13 protein-coding genes are annotated in these 13,643 nt (G+C 67.8%); 6 read left to right on the top strand and 7 right to left on the bottom strand.

The genetic code is table 11. From position 1 onward, the window contains the following. Nucleotides 1-2: 2 nt before the first annotated feature. Complete coding sequence (locus IV088_RS18760; RefSeq protein WP_171984645.1) at nt 3-179, top strand: hypothetical protein; 177 nt, start codon at nt 3-5, stop codon at nt 177-179. A 468-nt stretch (nt 180-647) separates the two neighbouring features. Here the strand turns inward: IV088_RS18760 and ruvC are convergent, their stop codons facing one another. From ruvC to IV088_RS18725, 7 genes are all read right to left on the bottom strand, one after another. Then, nucleotides 648-1,196, bottom strand: a complete 549-nt coding sequence (gene ruvC, locus IV088_RS18755) for a crossover junction endodeoxyribonuclease RuvC (RefSeq protein ID WP_291105331.1) — start codon at nt 1,194-1,196, stop codon at nt 648-650. A 13-nt stretch (nt 1,197-1,209) separates the two neighbouring features. Next, nucleotides 1,210-2,196, bottom strand: coding sequence for a phosphatidate cytidylyltransferase (locus IV088_RS18750; protein ID WP_291105330.1), 987 nt, complete (start codon nt 2,194-2,196; stop codon nt 1,210-1,212). Nucleotides 2,197-2,233: 37 nt separating this feature from the next. Next, nucleotides 2,234-2,851, bottom strand: a complete 618-nt coding sequence (locus tag IV088_RS18745) for a lysophospholipid acyltransferase family protein (protein WP_291105329.1) — start codon at nt 2,849-2,851, stop codon at nt 2,234-2,236. A gap of 121 nt (nt 2,852-2,972) precedes the next feature. Continuing rightward, nucleotides 2,973-3,761 (bottom strand): transglycosylase domain-containing protein, encoded by a 789-nt coding sequence (locus IV088_RS18740; RefSeq protein WP_291105328.1) that lies wholly within the window; start codon nt 3,759-3,761, stop codon nt 2,973-2,975. Between the two features lie 116 nt (nt 3,762-3,877). Beyond that, nucleotides 3,878-4,744, bottom strand: coding sequence for a TonB family protein (locus IV088_RS18735; RefSeq protein ID WP_291105326.1), 867 nt, complete (start codon nt 4,742-4,744; stop codon nt 3,878-3,880). Between the two features lie 22 nt (nt 4,745-4,766). Beyond that, the gene (locus tag IV088_RS18730; protein ID WP_291105324.1) at nt 4,767-6,821 is read right to left on the bottom strand and encodes a ribonuclease catalytic domain-containing protein; all 2,055 of its coding nucleotides are present in this window, start codon (nt 6,819-6,821) and stop codon (nt 4,767-4,769) included. 39 nt (nt 6,822-6,860) lie between these two features. Further along, the gene (locus tag IV088_RS18725) at nt 6,861-7,493 is read right to left on the bottom strand and encodes a YqiA/YcfP family alpha/beta fold hydrolase (RefSeq protein ID WP_291105323.1); all 633 of its coding nucleotides are present in this window, start codon (nt 7,491-7,493) and stop codon (nt 6,861-6,863) included. 23 nt (nt 7,494-7,516) lie between these two features. On the opposite strand from IV088_RS18725, the gene rodA reads away from it, so the two are divergent. From rodA to chrA, 5 genes are all read left to right on the top strand, one after another. After that, nucleotides 7,517-8,671: a rod shape-determining protein RodA gene (rodA, locus tag IV088_RS18720; protein WP_291105322.1), complete on the top strand. Its 1,155-nt coding sequence runs from the start codon at nt 7,517-7,519 to the stop codon at nt 8,669-8,671. Nucleotides 8,672-8,685: 14 nt separating this feature from the next. Continuing rightward, a complete protein-coding gene (locus IV088_RS18715; protein ID WP_291105321.1) occupies nt 8,686-9,627 on the top strand; it encodes an NAD(P)-dependent oxidoreductase in 942 nt (313 codons plus the stop codon). 80 nt (nt 9,628-9,707) lie between these two features. Beyond that, nucleotides 9,708-11,168: a metalloprotease TldD gene (gene tldD / locus IV088_RS18710; RefSeq protein ID WP_291105319.1), complete on the top strand. Its 1,461-nt coding sequence runs from the start codon at nt 9,708-9,710 to the stop codon at nt 11,166-11,168. Between the two features lie 104 nt (nt 11,169-11,272). Then, nucleotides 11,273-12,145: a chromate resistance protein ChrB domain-containing protein gene (locus IV088_RS18705; RefSeq protein WP_291105317.1), complete on the top strand. Its 873-nt coding sequence runs from the start codon at nt 11,273-11,275 to the stop codon at nt 12,143-12,145. Next, nucleotides 12,142-13,509: a chromate efflux transporter gene (chrA, locus tag IV088_RS18700; protein WP_291105316.1), complete on the top strand. Its 1,368-nt coding sequence runs from the start codon at nt 12,142-12,144 to the stop codon at nt 13,507-13,509. The genes IV088_RS18705 and chrA overlap by 4 nt, the downstream gene beginning before the upstream one ends. Nucleotides 13,510-13,643: the final 134 nt, after the last annotated feature.

Genomic DNA, 13,643 nt, shown 5'->3' with positions numbered 1-13,643 from the left:
CCATGCTGTTGCTGCGCTTCGCGCTGGTTCTGCTGCTGATCGTCTCGGGCGTGTGCTTCGCGGCCTACGCCGTCACCCGCAACCCACGCTACCTGCATTGGGGCTGGGTGGTTCTCAAGGTGGCCCTGTTTGCTGCGCTGGGGTTCTTCGGCATCCTGGTGCTTGAGCGTTTGCTCTGAGTTTCCGCGTCCTCTTTGAACGGTTTTTGGAGTGCCTGGTTTTCGCGCATGTACCTCGCGCGGGCCGATGGCGTCACCCCCGTTCTCCGGCCCACGCTCGCCGTCGGGTGATTGGGCGCACAGCCGTTCCCTCGTCAACACTGGTCTGGTGAACCGCCTCTGTGGTAACGGCGAATGGTGCCTGCGCCCGGGGGAGCCACCACCGTCCCCAAAGACATGTCGGCGAGCCAGCTGGTTCGCTCGCACATCACTTTGGGGGCAGGTGGGTTGGGTGGGCGGGCGGAGGCCCCATTCGCGGTTGCGCACGCGGTGGTTCGCTACAACCGTGTTGATGAAGCAACGGCAGAGCGCACGGGCAGCCGCCCGAGAGGTGGGACGGAGAACGAACACCCGGGCCTCCTGCCCCTGCCCACGCGGACCGTGTCCCGAAGGGTGAAACGATGAGAAACCTGGGCGAAAAAAGCGGAGTCAGTAACTCCGACCGCCCTTGTAGGCCGCGTGTGTCCGCGCCTGCAGTGGCGACACCTTGTTGATCGCCGCCACCGAGCGCGCCACCTGCGCGTGGGTGATGCACAGGCCCAGCGCGTCGGCCGCGTCCTTGCCGGGCAGGCCGGGCAGCTTCAGCAGCCGCTTCACCATCTCCTGCATCTGCGCCTTGTCGGCACGGCCGTAGCCGACCACGGCTTTTTTCAGCTGCAACGCGGTGTACTCGGCCACCGTCAAGCCGTTGGCCACCAGCGCGGTCAGGCAGCAGCCGCGTGCCTGACCCAGCAGCAGGGTGGCCTGGGGGTTGACGTTGACGAACACGATCTCACAGGCCGAGACCTCGGGCTGGTAACGTTTCACCACCTCGCTGATGCCGTCGAACAGGATTTTTAGCCGCTCCGGCAGCAGGGCGCCGTCCTTCGGACTGGTCTGAATCGTGCCGCTGGCCACGTAGTGCAGGTCGGCGCCTTCGGTGTCGACCACGCCAAAGCCGGTGCACTGCAGTCCGGGGTCGATGCCAAGGATGCGCATGGTGATCGGTGCCTCAGAGGTTGAAGTTCCAGCGCACCGAGTGGAAGAACACCGGGGCCGCAAAACACAGGGCGTCCACCCGGTCGAGCAGGCCGCTGGTGCCGGTGACCGAGCGACCGGCCGAGCCCCAGTGGGTGATGCCCCGGTCGCGCTTGATGGCCTTCATCACCAGGTGGCCGAGCGAGCCGGCGGCGCAGGCGATCAGGGCCATGGCCAGCGCGGGCAGGGGCTTGAACGGCGTCAAGCCTGCCAGCGCCGCGCCCAGCAGACCGCCGGCCAGCAGCCCGGCGCCCCAGCTGCGCCACTGAAAACTCTGGCTGATGGCGGGCGCCACCGGCCGGTTCAGGCGCCACGCCACGACATGCTGCACCAGCATGCAGGTCTGCACCACCAGCACGAGGAAAAACACCAGGAAGGCGGTCTTGCCGGCGAACCGCGGGAAGTTCAGCAGCAGCAGGGCCGGCACATGGCTCATGCCGTAGACGCAGACCATGATGCCCCACTGCAGCTTGGCGTTGCGCTCCAGAAACCGCTGCGGGTCGTTGCCCAGCGCGCTCACCACCGGAATCGCGAGGAACACGTAGACCGGGATGAACACGGTGAACAGGTTGAACTCGCGGTTCCAGACCAGCGCGTACTGCAACGGCAGCACGATGAAGAAGGCGAGCACCAGGCTGCGGTGGTCGCCGCGCCGTGTGGGTGAGAGGCTGATGAACTCGCGCAGGATGAAGAACGACACGAAGCCGAACAGCACGATGGCCACGCCGTCGCCGGCCGCCCAGCCCACCCAGAACACCAGCGCCATGAGCCAAGAATTGCGCAGCAGGGCCTGGTAGTCCTGCAGCCGCTGGTGGCGGTCGGGCACCGGATCGGCCTTCTTGCGCTCGCGCAACGAGAGCAGCAGGGCCACACCGCTGGCCAGCACCAGCAGGCCGAACAGGACCACGAACACCAGGCTGACCTGTTGCTCGGCGCTGAGGCTGCGCAGGAAGGAGGTCATGCGGCGGTGGCCCGGTGGGGTGCGTGGATGGGCATGTTCAGACGTCCCGCAGCGCCATCACGGCCTCGCGCGCGCGGCGCAGGAAGTCGGCGCGGGCTTCGTCCGGCCCCAGTGCCAGGGGTTCGCCAAAGGTGACCGAGCACAGCACCGGAACCGGAATCACCTCGCCCTTGGGCATCACGCGCTGCACGTTGTGGATCCAGGCGGGCACCAGCACCACGCGGGGGAAACGGTGGGCCAGGTTGTACAGGCCGGATTTGAACGGCTGCGGATCTTCCTCGTGGCCGCGCGTGCCCTCAGGGAACAGGATCAGCGAATCGCCGCTGTCGAGCGCGTCGATCAGGGGCTGCAACGGGTCTTCTTCGCCCTTGCGCTCCCGCTCCACATACACCGCGTTGAAGACGGCGGTGGTGATCCAGCGTTTGAAGGTCGACGCGGTCCAGTAGTCCTTGGCCGCGATGGGGCGGGTGATGCTGCGCAATTCCTCGGGCAAGGCGGCCCACATCAGCACCAGGTCGGCGTGGCTCTGGTGGTTCGCGAAATAGATGCGCTGCTCGGCCTTGGGCGGGCAGCCGTACCAGCGGGCCTGTGCGCCCGTGAGCGCCCGGACCAGCCCCAGCAGGAACAGGCCCATGGCCTGGGCTCGCCAGTTCATGGGGCTGTCCAGGCCACGAGCGCGATGCCCAAACCCAGAGACACCGCGGAACGGGCTTGGCCCGGCCGCTGGTGTCGTCCCCCTGGGGGGAAGCCGCGAAGCGGCACAGGGGGGACCATGCTCAAGGCGCCTGCACGTCGCCCATGCGGGCGACGATGGTGCTGGTGCGTCGCGCCAGGTACGCCGAACCCGGGCGGGTTTCGAAGAATTTGGGGCTGGGCAGCATCACCGCCAGACGCGCGGCCTCGTGCGGGCTGAGCTTGGACGCGGGCTTCTTGAAGTAGCGCTGCGCGGCCGCCTCGGCGCCGAACACGCCTTCGCCCCATTCGACGCTGTTGAGGTAGATCTCCAGGATGCGCTCCTTGCTCAGCAGCGCCTCGAGCGTGAGCGTGAGCATCAGCTCCTGGCCTTTGCGCAGCAGGTTGCGTTCGCCCGACAGCAGCAGGTTCTTGGCGAGCTGCTGGGTGATGGTCGAGCCGCCGAGGATCTTGGGCGGCTTGATGGCCTTGATCGCGGCCTCGACAGCCTCGGGCTTCTTCGCCAGCCGCTTCTCCAGCTGCTCGGTGCGCTTCTCGACCAGTTCCTGGCGCCGCTCGTTCTTGCTCCAGGCGGACTGGATGGCGTCCCAGTCCACGCCGCCGTGCTCGACGAACCCGGCGTCTTCCGACGCCATCACCGCGCGTTTCAGGTGGGGGCTGATCTCGGCGTAGTCCACCCACTGCGACGACCAGCGCCATGACTTGTCGGTCTGGGTGATGCTTTGTCCCGCGATGCGCCAGGCCTCGGAGCGCATGAACGCCGTGCTCTGCGGATCGACCACCACCATCAGCGCGATGCGCAGCACGAAGAACAGCTGCAGGCCCAGACAGGCCAGCAGCACCCACAACAACCAGCGGCCGAAAGTTCTCATGGAAGGAACGGGAGGAAAGAGGGGAAGCCCGCCAAGAACACCGCGGAACCGGCTTCGCCGGGCCGCTGGTGTTGCCCCCTTGAGGGGGTCGCGCGCAGCGCGGCGGGGGTGTTCATCTACTGCGAACTCAATTGCGTTTGCAAGGTGGCGTCGCGCGTGAAGCGGAAGCGCGAGACCACCACGATCTGGTCGGCGCGCCGGCGCATGTTGTCGTTGAACCGCCCGAAGCCGAGGCTGCGCACGATCGACTGCGCGCGGCGGTCGAGCGTGGTGTTGCCCGAGGTCTGGACGATTTCGGTGTCGATCACCGCGCCGGTGTGGTTCACCGTGATCACCATGGTCAGCTCGCCATAGAGCTTGCGGCCGGCCGCCTCGGGGAAGTTGGTGGTGCCCCGGTCTTCGATCTTGCGGCGCAGCTCGTCGTAGTAAATGGCATAGACCTCTTCGCGCGTGGCCGGGCTGATGTAGCGCTTCTTGGGGCGCGCGTTTTCTTCGTTGATGCGCTTCTCGATTTCGGCCAGGATCTTCACCAGTGCCTGGCGCTTTTTCTCCCGCTCGGCCGCGTCCGGGCTCGGATTGACAGCCTGCAGGTCGGGCGGGGGCAGGGTGGCCAGTTGCTGGCGCACCTGGGCCAGGATCTGGTTCTGCCGCTCCTTCAGCGCTTCGATCATGCGCTCGTCTTCTTCCGGTGTGTCCCCCAGCCGGGCCTGTGTCACGGGGGGCAGCGGCGAGGTGGCCCTGCCTTTTTCGGCATCGCCGCCACCGGCCAGCGAGGCCTGCGCGATGGCCCGCGCCTTCTCCGGTTTTTCGTCGCTCTTGGCGTTGACGAGGATGACCTCCAGCGGCGTGTCCTGGAACACCCGGTTGAAACGTTCGGGGTCGACGAAACGCACGGTCAGCAAGGCGGCGTGCACGGCCACGGACACCCCGAGCGCGAGCTGCAGGGTGGTCCGTTGCCGGAGGAACTTCAGAACCGGATTCACGGCGGCGATTATCGGTGCTGTGTCAGGGTGCGGCCGTGTCGGCGGCCGGTGCGTCGGCCTCGTTCACGTCGATGGCCAGCGCCAGCGGCGTCGCCAGCGCGTCTTCTTCGCCGTCTTCGGCCTCGGCACCGTCGTCCACGTTGTCCACCGGCAGGTCCAGGCGCTCGATCACCGTGCCCGACACGTCCAGCGCCATCTCGTCCACGGCGCCCAGGCGCACGCGCACGTGGGCACCGCGCGGCAGGCCCTCGGCGCCCATCACCGGCAGCACCAGCGGCAGCTGGTCGGCGCGCACCAGGTTGTCTTTGATCAGCGTGGCGGTCAGCTCGGTGATGCCCGCCTGCCCCAAATGCTTGAGCGTCCAGAAACGTTCCATGCCGTTCTGGAAACCGTTGTAGGCGGTGTAGGCCGCATCGAAGCCGCTGATCACGGCAAACAGGTTCGCGTCCTTGGGTTTGAACGGCGCGGCGAGCGCGGCGGTCTTGCCGTGGCGGGCGCAGGCAATGATCTGCCACTGGTTGACCATGTCCACGTAGCGGCGCAGGGGCGAGGTGCTCCAGGCGTAGCTCTTGACGCCAATGCCGGCGTGCGGCTGGGCCTTGGTGCCCATGCGCACCTTCACGCCGGGCGCGAGGCTGGCCTGGCTGCGGTAGATGCCGGGCACACCGCACTCGGCGAGCCACTGGCCCCAGCTGCTGTTGGCCAGGATCATGGCCTCGGCCACCATCAGGTCGAGCGGTGCGCCGCGCTGCCGCGTGCCGATGACCACCGTCTCGCTGCCGTCGGGCTCGGCGCCGCCCACGCCCTCGAGCTTGAAGGTGTAGTCGGGCCGGTTGAAGTTTTCCGGCTTGCCTCGCACCACCTCGCGCTGCGCCTTGAGGTGGCGGGCGAGGCGGAAGATGAGGGCCAGCGTGGGCTGCAGCGCGGCGATCTCGGGGGCTGCACCGTCTGCGGCGGCACCGTCGGCCAGCCAGTCTTCGGTGATCACGGTGTCCAGCTGGTCGTGGCGCAGGTTCAGCGCGATCGGCACGCGTTCCAGCGCGGTGCGGCTGTCCTTCTGCTCCAGCGTGGTTTCGTCGAACGTGACGTAGAGCGACACGGCGGGGCAGTCGCGCCCGGCCATCAGGGTGTAGGCCTGCACCACCTCATCGGGCAGCATGGTGATCTTGTGGCCCGGCATGTAGACCGTGGACAGGCGCTGGCGCGCCACCTGGTCGATGGCGCCATCGGGCAGCACGGCCAGGCCGGGTGCGGCGATGTGGATGCCCAAGGTGAAGGTGCCCGAGCCCAGGCCCTGCAGCGAGAGCGCGTCGTCGATCTCGGTGGTCTGCGAGTCGTCGATGGAAAAGGCCTGCACGGCGGCCAGCGGCAGCTCGTCGGCGATCACCGGCGCCTGCAGCGCCGGGAAACCCGTGCCCTTGGGGAACTGGTCGAACAGGAAGCGCTGCCAGTGGAACTGGTACGCGCTGGTGATGGCGCCGGCTTTTTGCAGCAAGGGCAGCGGTGCGGTGTGGCTGTTGCGCGCGGCCTCGACCACGGCCTTGTACTCGGGCGCGTTCTTGTCGGGCTTGAACAGGATCTTGTAGAGCTGCTGGCGCACGGGCGGCGGGCAGCTGCCGGCCACCAGTTCGGCGGCCCAGGCGTCGATCTGTGCCTGCACCTGTTTCTTCTTCTCGATCGCGGCCAGCGCCTGGGCCAGGATCTCGGCCGGCGCCTTCTTGTAGCGGCCCTTGCCGGCGCGGCGGAAGTAGTGTGGCGCGCCCTGCAGGCAGATCAGGGTCGCGACCTGCTGTTCGGTGGTGGCGTTGGCGCTGAAGTACTCGCGGGCCAGGTCGGCGAAGCCGAACTCGTCTTCGGCGGCAAATTCGTAGGCCAGCTCCAGCTCCATGGTCCCGGCCAGCGCGGTGGCGGCGGGCATCAGCTGGGCCGGGGCGGGCTTTTCAAAACGAAGCAGGGCGTTCGCGGCTTTGACCTTGAGGCGTTTGCCGGTGTCCAGCTCCACTTGCATGGAGCTTTCCGCCTCGGACATGAGGCGACCGGTCATCAATTTGCCGGCTTCATCAAACAGGATGTGCATGGGCGGGATTGTCCCATGCGGGGCAGGGCGCCCCGGGTTTCAGCCTGCGGGGAAGAGGAAACGGAACAGCCCGTCGATGTGCTGGTCAAAATCACTGATCGCGTGATCGCCGCCCGGCAGCAGCTTCACATCACCGCCGGCGCAGAAATCGAGCATCTCGCGCCAGTCAAGCACCTCGTCGTCCCGCGAGACGATGGCATACAGGTTCTGCGGCGTGGTCGGCGACAGGGGGCGCAGGCGGGTGATGTCGTCCGCCAGCGCCGACAGCTCGTCCACGAACTCTGGCTGGAAATAGAAACGCTGTTCGGGATCGTGCCAGGCGCTGTGCTCGCCGATGTGGCGCGCCAGATCACGCTGCGGAAACGCCGCCGGGTTGAGCAGGGCGGCCCGGCAACCCGTCTGCAGCGCCAGCCAGCGCGCATAGAACCCGCCCAGCGAAGAGCCGACCACCGCCATGCCCTGGCGCGGCCAGCCGGCGACCAGTTGCTGCAGCCCCCGCGCGGCCTCGCGGGGCGATGGCGGCAGTTGCGGACAGCACCAGACCACGCCCGGGTGCTGTTCGGCCATCCGCGCCGCGACCTGCTGCGCCTTGGCCGACCGGGGCGACGAACGAAAGCCATGCAGGTACAGCAGGTGGGTGGTGGCGGCAGGAGAGGTGGTCGGACGGGTCATGGGCGAAGGATAATCGGATGCTCATGGCCGCCGTATTCGACAAACCCACCCTGTTGCAACGCATCACCCCGATCTTTCAGGGGTTCGACGGGCTGCTCGCGCTGGCCGTGCTGATCCTGGCGGGCGCGGGCCTGATGACCATGTACTCGGTCGGCTTTGACCACGGCACGCGGTTCGTCAACCACGGCCGCAACATGATGCTGGCCGCCTTCGTCCTGTTCTTCGTGGCCCAGGTGCCGCCGCAGCGGCTGATGGCGCTGGCGGTGCCCACCTACACCCTCGGGGTGGTGCTGCTGACCGCGGTGTTTCTTTTCGGCATCCAGAAGAAGGGCGCGCAGCGCTGGCTCAACGTGGGTGTCGTGATCCAGCCCAGCGAACTGATGAAGATCGCCATGCCGCTGATGCTGGCCTGGTGGTTCCAGCGCCGGGAGGGACAGTTGTCGCCGCTGGACTTCGCGGTGGCGGCGCTGTTGCTGGCGGTGCCGGCGGCGCTCATCCTCAAGCAGCCCGATCTGGGCACGACCCTGCTGGTGTTGGCCTCGGGCCTGGCGGTGATCTTTTTCGCCGGACTGAGCTGGAAGCTCATCATTCCGCCGGTGCTGATCGCAGTGGTCGGTGTCGTGGTGCTGATCGCGATGGAGCCGCAATGGTGCGCGCCCGATGTGGACTGGAAGGTGCTGCACGAGTACCAGCGCCAGCGCATCTGCACGCTGCTCGATCCGTCCAAGGACCCGCTCGGCAAGGGTTTCCACATCATCCAGGGCATGATCGCCATCGGCTCCGGCGGGGTCTGGGGCAAGGGCTTCATGCAGGGCACGCAGACCCACCTGGAGTTCATTCCCGAGCGCACCACCGACTTCATCTACGCCGCTTTTTCCGAAGAGTTCGGGCTGGTCGGCACGCTCGCGCTGATGCTGGCGTTCATCTTCCTCATCGTGCGCGGGCTGACGATTGCGCTGGAGGCGCCGACCCTGTTTGCCCGCCTGCTCGCCGGGGCCATGACGCTCAACATCTTTGTCTACGCCTTCGTGAACATGGGCATGGTCAGCGGCATCCTGCCGGTGGTGGGCGTTCCACTGCCGTTCGTCAGCTACGGCGGCACCGCCATGGTGACCATGGGCGTGGGGTTGGGCATCCTGATGTCCATCGCCAAGTCCAAGCGGCTGATGCAGTCATGACATCGGGCCCCCAAGTGTCTTCCTCCCTGCGGGGTGAATCCGTGGCTCCACCGCTGCTCGGGTCGCTGCCTGCGGTCCAGGTTGCGGTGATCGGCGCCGGCAACATGGGCGGCGCGATGGTCGCGCGGCTGTGCGAGCTGGGTTGGACCGTGGTGGTCTGCGACATCGAACCCTCGCGTCAGCAGCAGGCGCTGGAGGCCGGTGCCCATCTCGCCGACACGCCCGAGACCGCCGCGCGCGCACTCTCGGCGGACGGCGTGCTGATCGTCTGCGTGGTCGATGCCAGCCAGTCGCAACAGGTGTTGTTCAGCGAGCACGGCGCGGGCCCGGTGCTGCAACCCGGCCAAGCGGTGATGCTGTGCCCCACCATCGCCCCACAGGACACCGAAGCGCTGGCCGCCGCCCTTGCCGAGCGGGGCATCGGCTGCATCGATGCCCCGATGTCCGGCGGCCCGGCCAGGGCACGCGACGGCAGCATGAGCCTGATGGTGGCCGCGCCCACGGCGCTGCTGGCGCGCCACGCCGCCCTGCTGGACGCGCTGTCGTCGAAGGTGTTTCGCCTCGGCGAGCGCGTGGGCGACGGCGCGCGCACCAAGCTGGTCAACAACCTGCTGGCGGGCATCAACCTGGTGGGGGCGGCCGAGGTGCTGGCGCTGGCCGACCGCCTGGGGCTGGACCTGGGCACGACGCTGGACGTGATCGAACAATCCAGTGGCCAGAGCTGGATCGGTTCCGACCGCATGCGCCGGGCGATCGCGGGCGACCTCGCACCGCGCGCCCACGTGACCCTGCTCGAAAAAGACACCCGGCTTGCGGTGGCGGCGGCCCGCGCGGCCGGGTTCCACGGCCCGCTGGGCGCCTCGGCGGCCGGTGTTTTTGCCCAGGCCCACGCGGCAGGCATGGCCGATCTGGACGACGCTGTCTTGCTGCCCCTGCTGCGGCAGACCGGCCGCTGATCCGCGCGCCGCGCCCGGCTCCCCGGCCACCAAGACCACGCGCCCAGCGCGTGGACCCCACCCTTCATACAATGGCCCCCATGATTGCTCGCGAACCCACCCTTGCCCGACTGGCCACCGCCGAAAACCTGCTGCTCACGCCCTACGGACTGAACACCTCCCTGCTGCACAAGGCGCTGGGTGAAATCATGTCGCACGGCGTCGACGACGCCGACCTCTATTTCCAGACCACGCGCAGCGAGGGCTGGAGCCTGGAAGAGGGCATCGTCAAGACCGGCAGCTTCAGCATCGACCAGGGCGTCGGCGTGCGCGCCGTCAGCGGCGAGAAGACCGCCTTTGCCTACTCGGACGACCTGTCCTGGGACTCGCTGATCGACGCGGCCCGCACCGTGCGCTCCATTTCCGGCCAGGGCCAGAGCCGCAAGGTCCGCAGCCCGGCGGCGAAGGTGTCGAAGTCGCGCTCGCTCTATCCCGGTCTGGACCCGATCGCCACCCTCGACAGCACCGCCAAGGTGGCGCTGCTGGAAAAGGTGGAAAAGCTCGCCAAGGCCAAAGACCCGCGCGTGGTGCAGGTCATGGCCGGTCTGGCCGCCGAACACGACGTGGTGCTGATTGCCCGCGCCGACGGCACCCTGGCCGCCGACGTGCGGCCGCTGATCCGCCTGTCGGTCACGGTGATCGCCGAGCAGAATGGCCGCCGCGAGGTGGGCAGTTCCGGTGGCGGTGGGCGTTTCGGGCTCGCTTATTTTGACGACGCCATGGTGCAGTCCTACGTGGACGAAGCCGTGTCGTCGGCCCTGACCAACCTCGACGCCCGCCCCGCGCCCGCCGGCGAGATGACCGTGGTGCTCGGCCCGGGCTGGCCCGGCATCCTGCTGCACGAAGCGGTGGGCCATGGCCTGGAAGGTGACTTCAACCGCAAGGGCTCCAGCGCGTTCGCCGGCCGCATCGGCCAGCGCGTGGCGGCCAAGGGTGTGACCGTGCTCGACGATGGCACCATCGCCGACCGCCGTGGCTCGCTCAACGTCGATGACGAAGGTCACACGTCCCAGAAGAACGTGCTGATCGAAGACGGCATCCTGCGTGGCTACATCCAGGACGCCATGAACGCGCGCCTGATGGGCGTCAAGCCCACCGGCAACGGCCGTCGCGAGAGCTACGCGCACGTGCCGATGCCGCGCATGACCAACACCTACATGCTGGGCGGCGACAAGAGTGCCGATGAAATCGTGGCCAGCATGAAGAAGGGGCTGTACGCCACCAACTTCGGCGGCGGCCAGGTCGACATCACCAGCGGCAAGTTCGTGTTTTCGGCCAGCCAGGCCTACTGGGTCGAGAACGGGAAGATCCAGTACCCCGTCAAGGGCGCCACGCTGGTGGGCAGCGGCCCCGAGTCGCTCAAAAAAATCAGCATGATCGGCAACGACATGCGGCTGGACAGCGGCGTGGGCACCTGTGGCAAGGAAGGCCAGAGCGTGCCCGTGGGCGTGGGCCAGCCGACGCTGCGCATCGACGGCCTGACCGTTGGTGGCACGGCCTGAGATCGGATAGCATCCTTCCATCGGGAACACAGCCTCCCGAGTTCCTTGGGGAATAGACGGTTTCCGTCCAAGTGCTGGCCACCACCTGATGTGGAGCGCCAACCATGGAAACCGTTGAATTGAATCCGAACCACGCCATCAGCCCCAGCGCCTTCGCGGCGCTCCTGGGCCAGCCCGACACCCCCCTGATCCTGGATGTGCGCCGCACCGAGCGCTTTGACTTGAGCCCGTCACTGTTGCCTTTGGCGTTGCACGTGGCCCCTGACAACCTGGGCGCCTGGCTGGGCGACCGTCCCCCGCAAGCGGCCGTCGTGTGCTGCGTGCACGGCCACGAGGTCAGCCAGCGTGCCGCCGCCCGGTTGCGCGACGCGGGCTGGGATGCGCGCTACCTGCTGGGCGGCATCGAGGGCGGCGAGCCTGGCGTGGACAGCCCTGAGCTGCTGCAGGCGCTGGGTGCATTGCCGGTGCCGCTGATGCGCAAGCGCCCCGACCTGGGCGTCACCGGTGCCGGCGGCTCCCGGTGGATCACACGGGAGCGCCCCAAGATCGACCGCATCGCCTGCCCCTGGCTGGTCCGCCGTTTCATCGACCGAGAGGCCACGTTCTTCTATGTGCCCACCGCCGAGGTGCTGAAACGGGCCGGGCAGCGCCAGGCCGTGGCTTTCGACATCCCCGGGGCGCCGATCTCGCACGAGGGCGAGCGCTGCAGCTTCGACACCTTGCTGGACGCGTTCGGCCTGAGCCTGCCTGCGCTGGACCTGTTGGCCGGTATCGTGCGCGGGGCCGACACCGACCGGCTGGACCTGGCCGCGCCCGCTGCGGGTTTGCTGGCGGTGTCGCTGGGCATGTCGCGACGGCACGCCGACAACGACCACGCCATGCTGGAAGCCATGATGCCGGTGTACGACGCCTTCTACGCCTGGTGCGTGGATCAGGTCGGTGGTCATGCCGAAACCCACAACTGGAGACCTCAATGACAGCGCCGCGCCACGTGGATTTCTGGGAAGCCCTGCGCTTCTGGCTCAAGCTGGGCTTCATCAGCTTCGGCGGCCCGGCCGGCCAGATTGCCGTCATGCACCGAGAGCTGGTGGAGCAGAAACGCTGGATCAGCGAGCAGCGTTTCCTGCACGCGCTGAACTACTGCATGCTGCTGCCCGGGCCGGAGGCGCAGCAGCTCGCCACCTACATCGGCTGGCTTCTGCACCGCACCTGGGGCGGTGTGGTGGCCGGGGTGCTGTTCGTGTTGCCGTCGCTGCTGATCCTGATCGGCCTGAGCTGGGTCTATGTGGTCCATGGCCAGGTGGCCTGGGTCGCGGGTCTGCTGTACGGCATCAAACCTGCGGTGGCGGCGCTGGTCTTGCAGGCGGTGCACCGCATGGGCAGCAAGACGCTGCGGAGTCCGCACCGTGCGCCGCTGCTGTGGGCTGTGGCCGTGGGCAGTTTTGTGGCCCTGGCCGTGATTGCGGTGCCATTTCCCGTGGTCGTGCTGGTGGCCGCCTTGGTGGGCTGGCTGGGTGGGCGCTGGATGCCGGACCAGTTTGCCCGCTCCGGTGGCGGGCATCCGTCCGCGGCTGCTGCCGCTGTGCATCAGCCCGCCGTGATCGACGACCACACGCCCACCCCGGAACACGCACACTTCAGCCGCGCGCGCCTGCTGCGGGTGTTGTCGGGCGGTGCGGTGTTGTGGGCGCTGCCGATGGCCGCATTGGTGGCCTGGAAGGGCTGGACGGGCACGCTCGCTGCCATGGGCTGGTTCTTCACCAAGGCGGCATTGCTCACCTTCGGCGGCGCCTACGCGGTGCTGCCCTATGTGTACCAGGGCGCGGTGGTGGAGCACGGCTGGCTGCTCGGTCCGCAGATGATCGATGGCCTCGCCCTGGGCGAAACCACGCCGGGGCCGCTGATCATGGTGGTGGCCTTTGTGGCTTTCCTGGGCGGTTGGGGCCAGCAGGTGCTGGGGCCGGACGCGCTGTTTCTGGGCGCGGCGCTGGCGGCGCTGGTGGTGACCTGGTTCACCTTCCTGCCCTCGTTCATCCTCATTCTCGCGGGCGGCCCGCTGGTGGAGAGCACCCACGGCAAGCTGCATTTCACCGCGCCGCTGACCGCGATCACGGCGGCGGTGGTGGGGGTGATCGCGAGCCTGGCGCTGTTCTTCCTGGTCCATGTGGCCTACCCGTCGGGCATGGCCACCGGATGGTCGCGCCCGGACTGGGCGGCGCTGGTCCTGGTGGCGTTTGCCGCGATGGCGCTGATCCGTTTCAAGCAGGGCGTGATCCGGGTGATCGTGGCTTGTGCATTGGCGGGCTGGGCCTGGCGCAGCCTCTATGGGGTTAACGCGTAAGGTGTTTGTCATGGCCCCTGTGCTACATTGCGCCTCTATGCCAACGCGCTCCGCCATCTTTTTTGGCTTTTATTTTTGGTTCTCAGTCCCCGGCGGACGAGAGGCCACGGTGTAAGCGCAACGCAACCGAACCT

Source organism: Hydrogenophaga sp. (genome assembly GCF_018780075.1).
In the GTDB taxonomy this organism is placed as follows: domain Bacteria; phylum Pseudomonadota; class Gammaproteobacteria; order Burkholderiales; family Burkholderiaceae_C; genus Hydrogenophaga.
The sequence above is the reverse complement of the archived record's forward strand: the minus strand, read 5'-3'. Positions and strand labels throughout refer to the sequence as shown.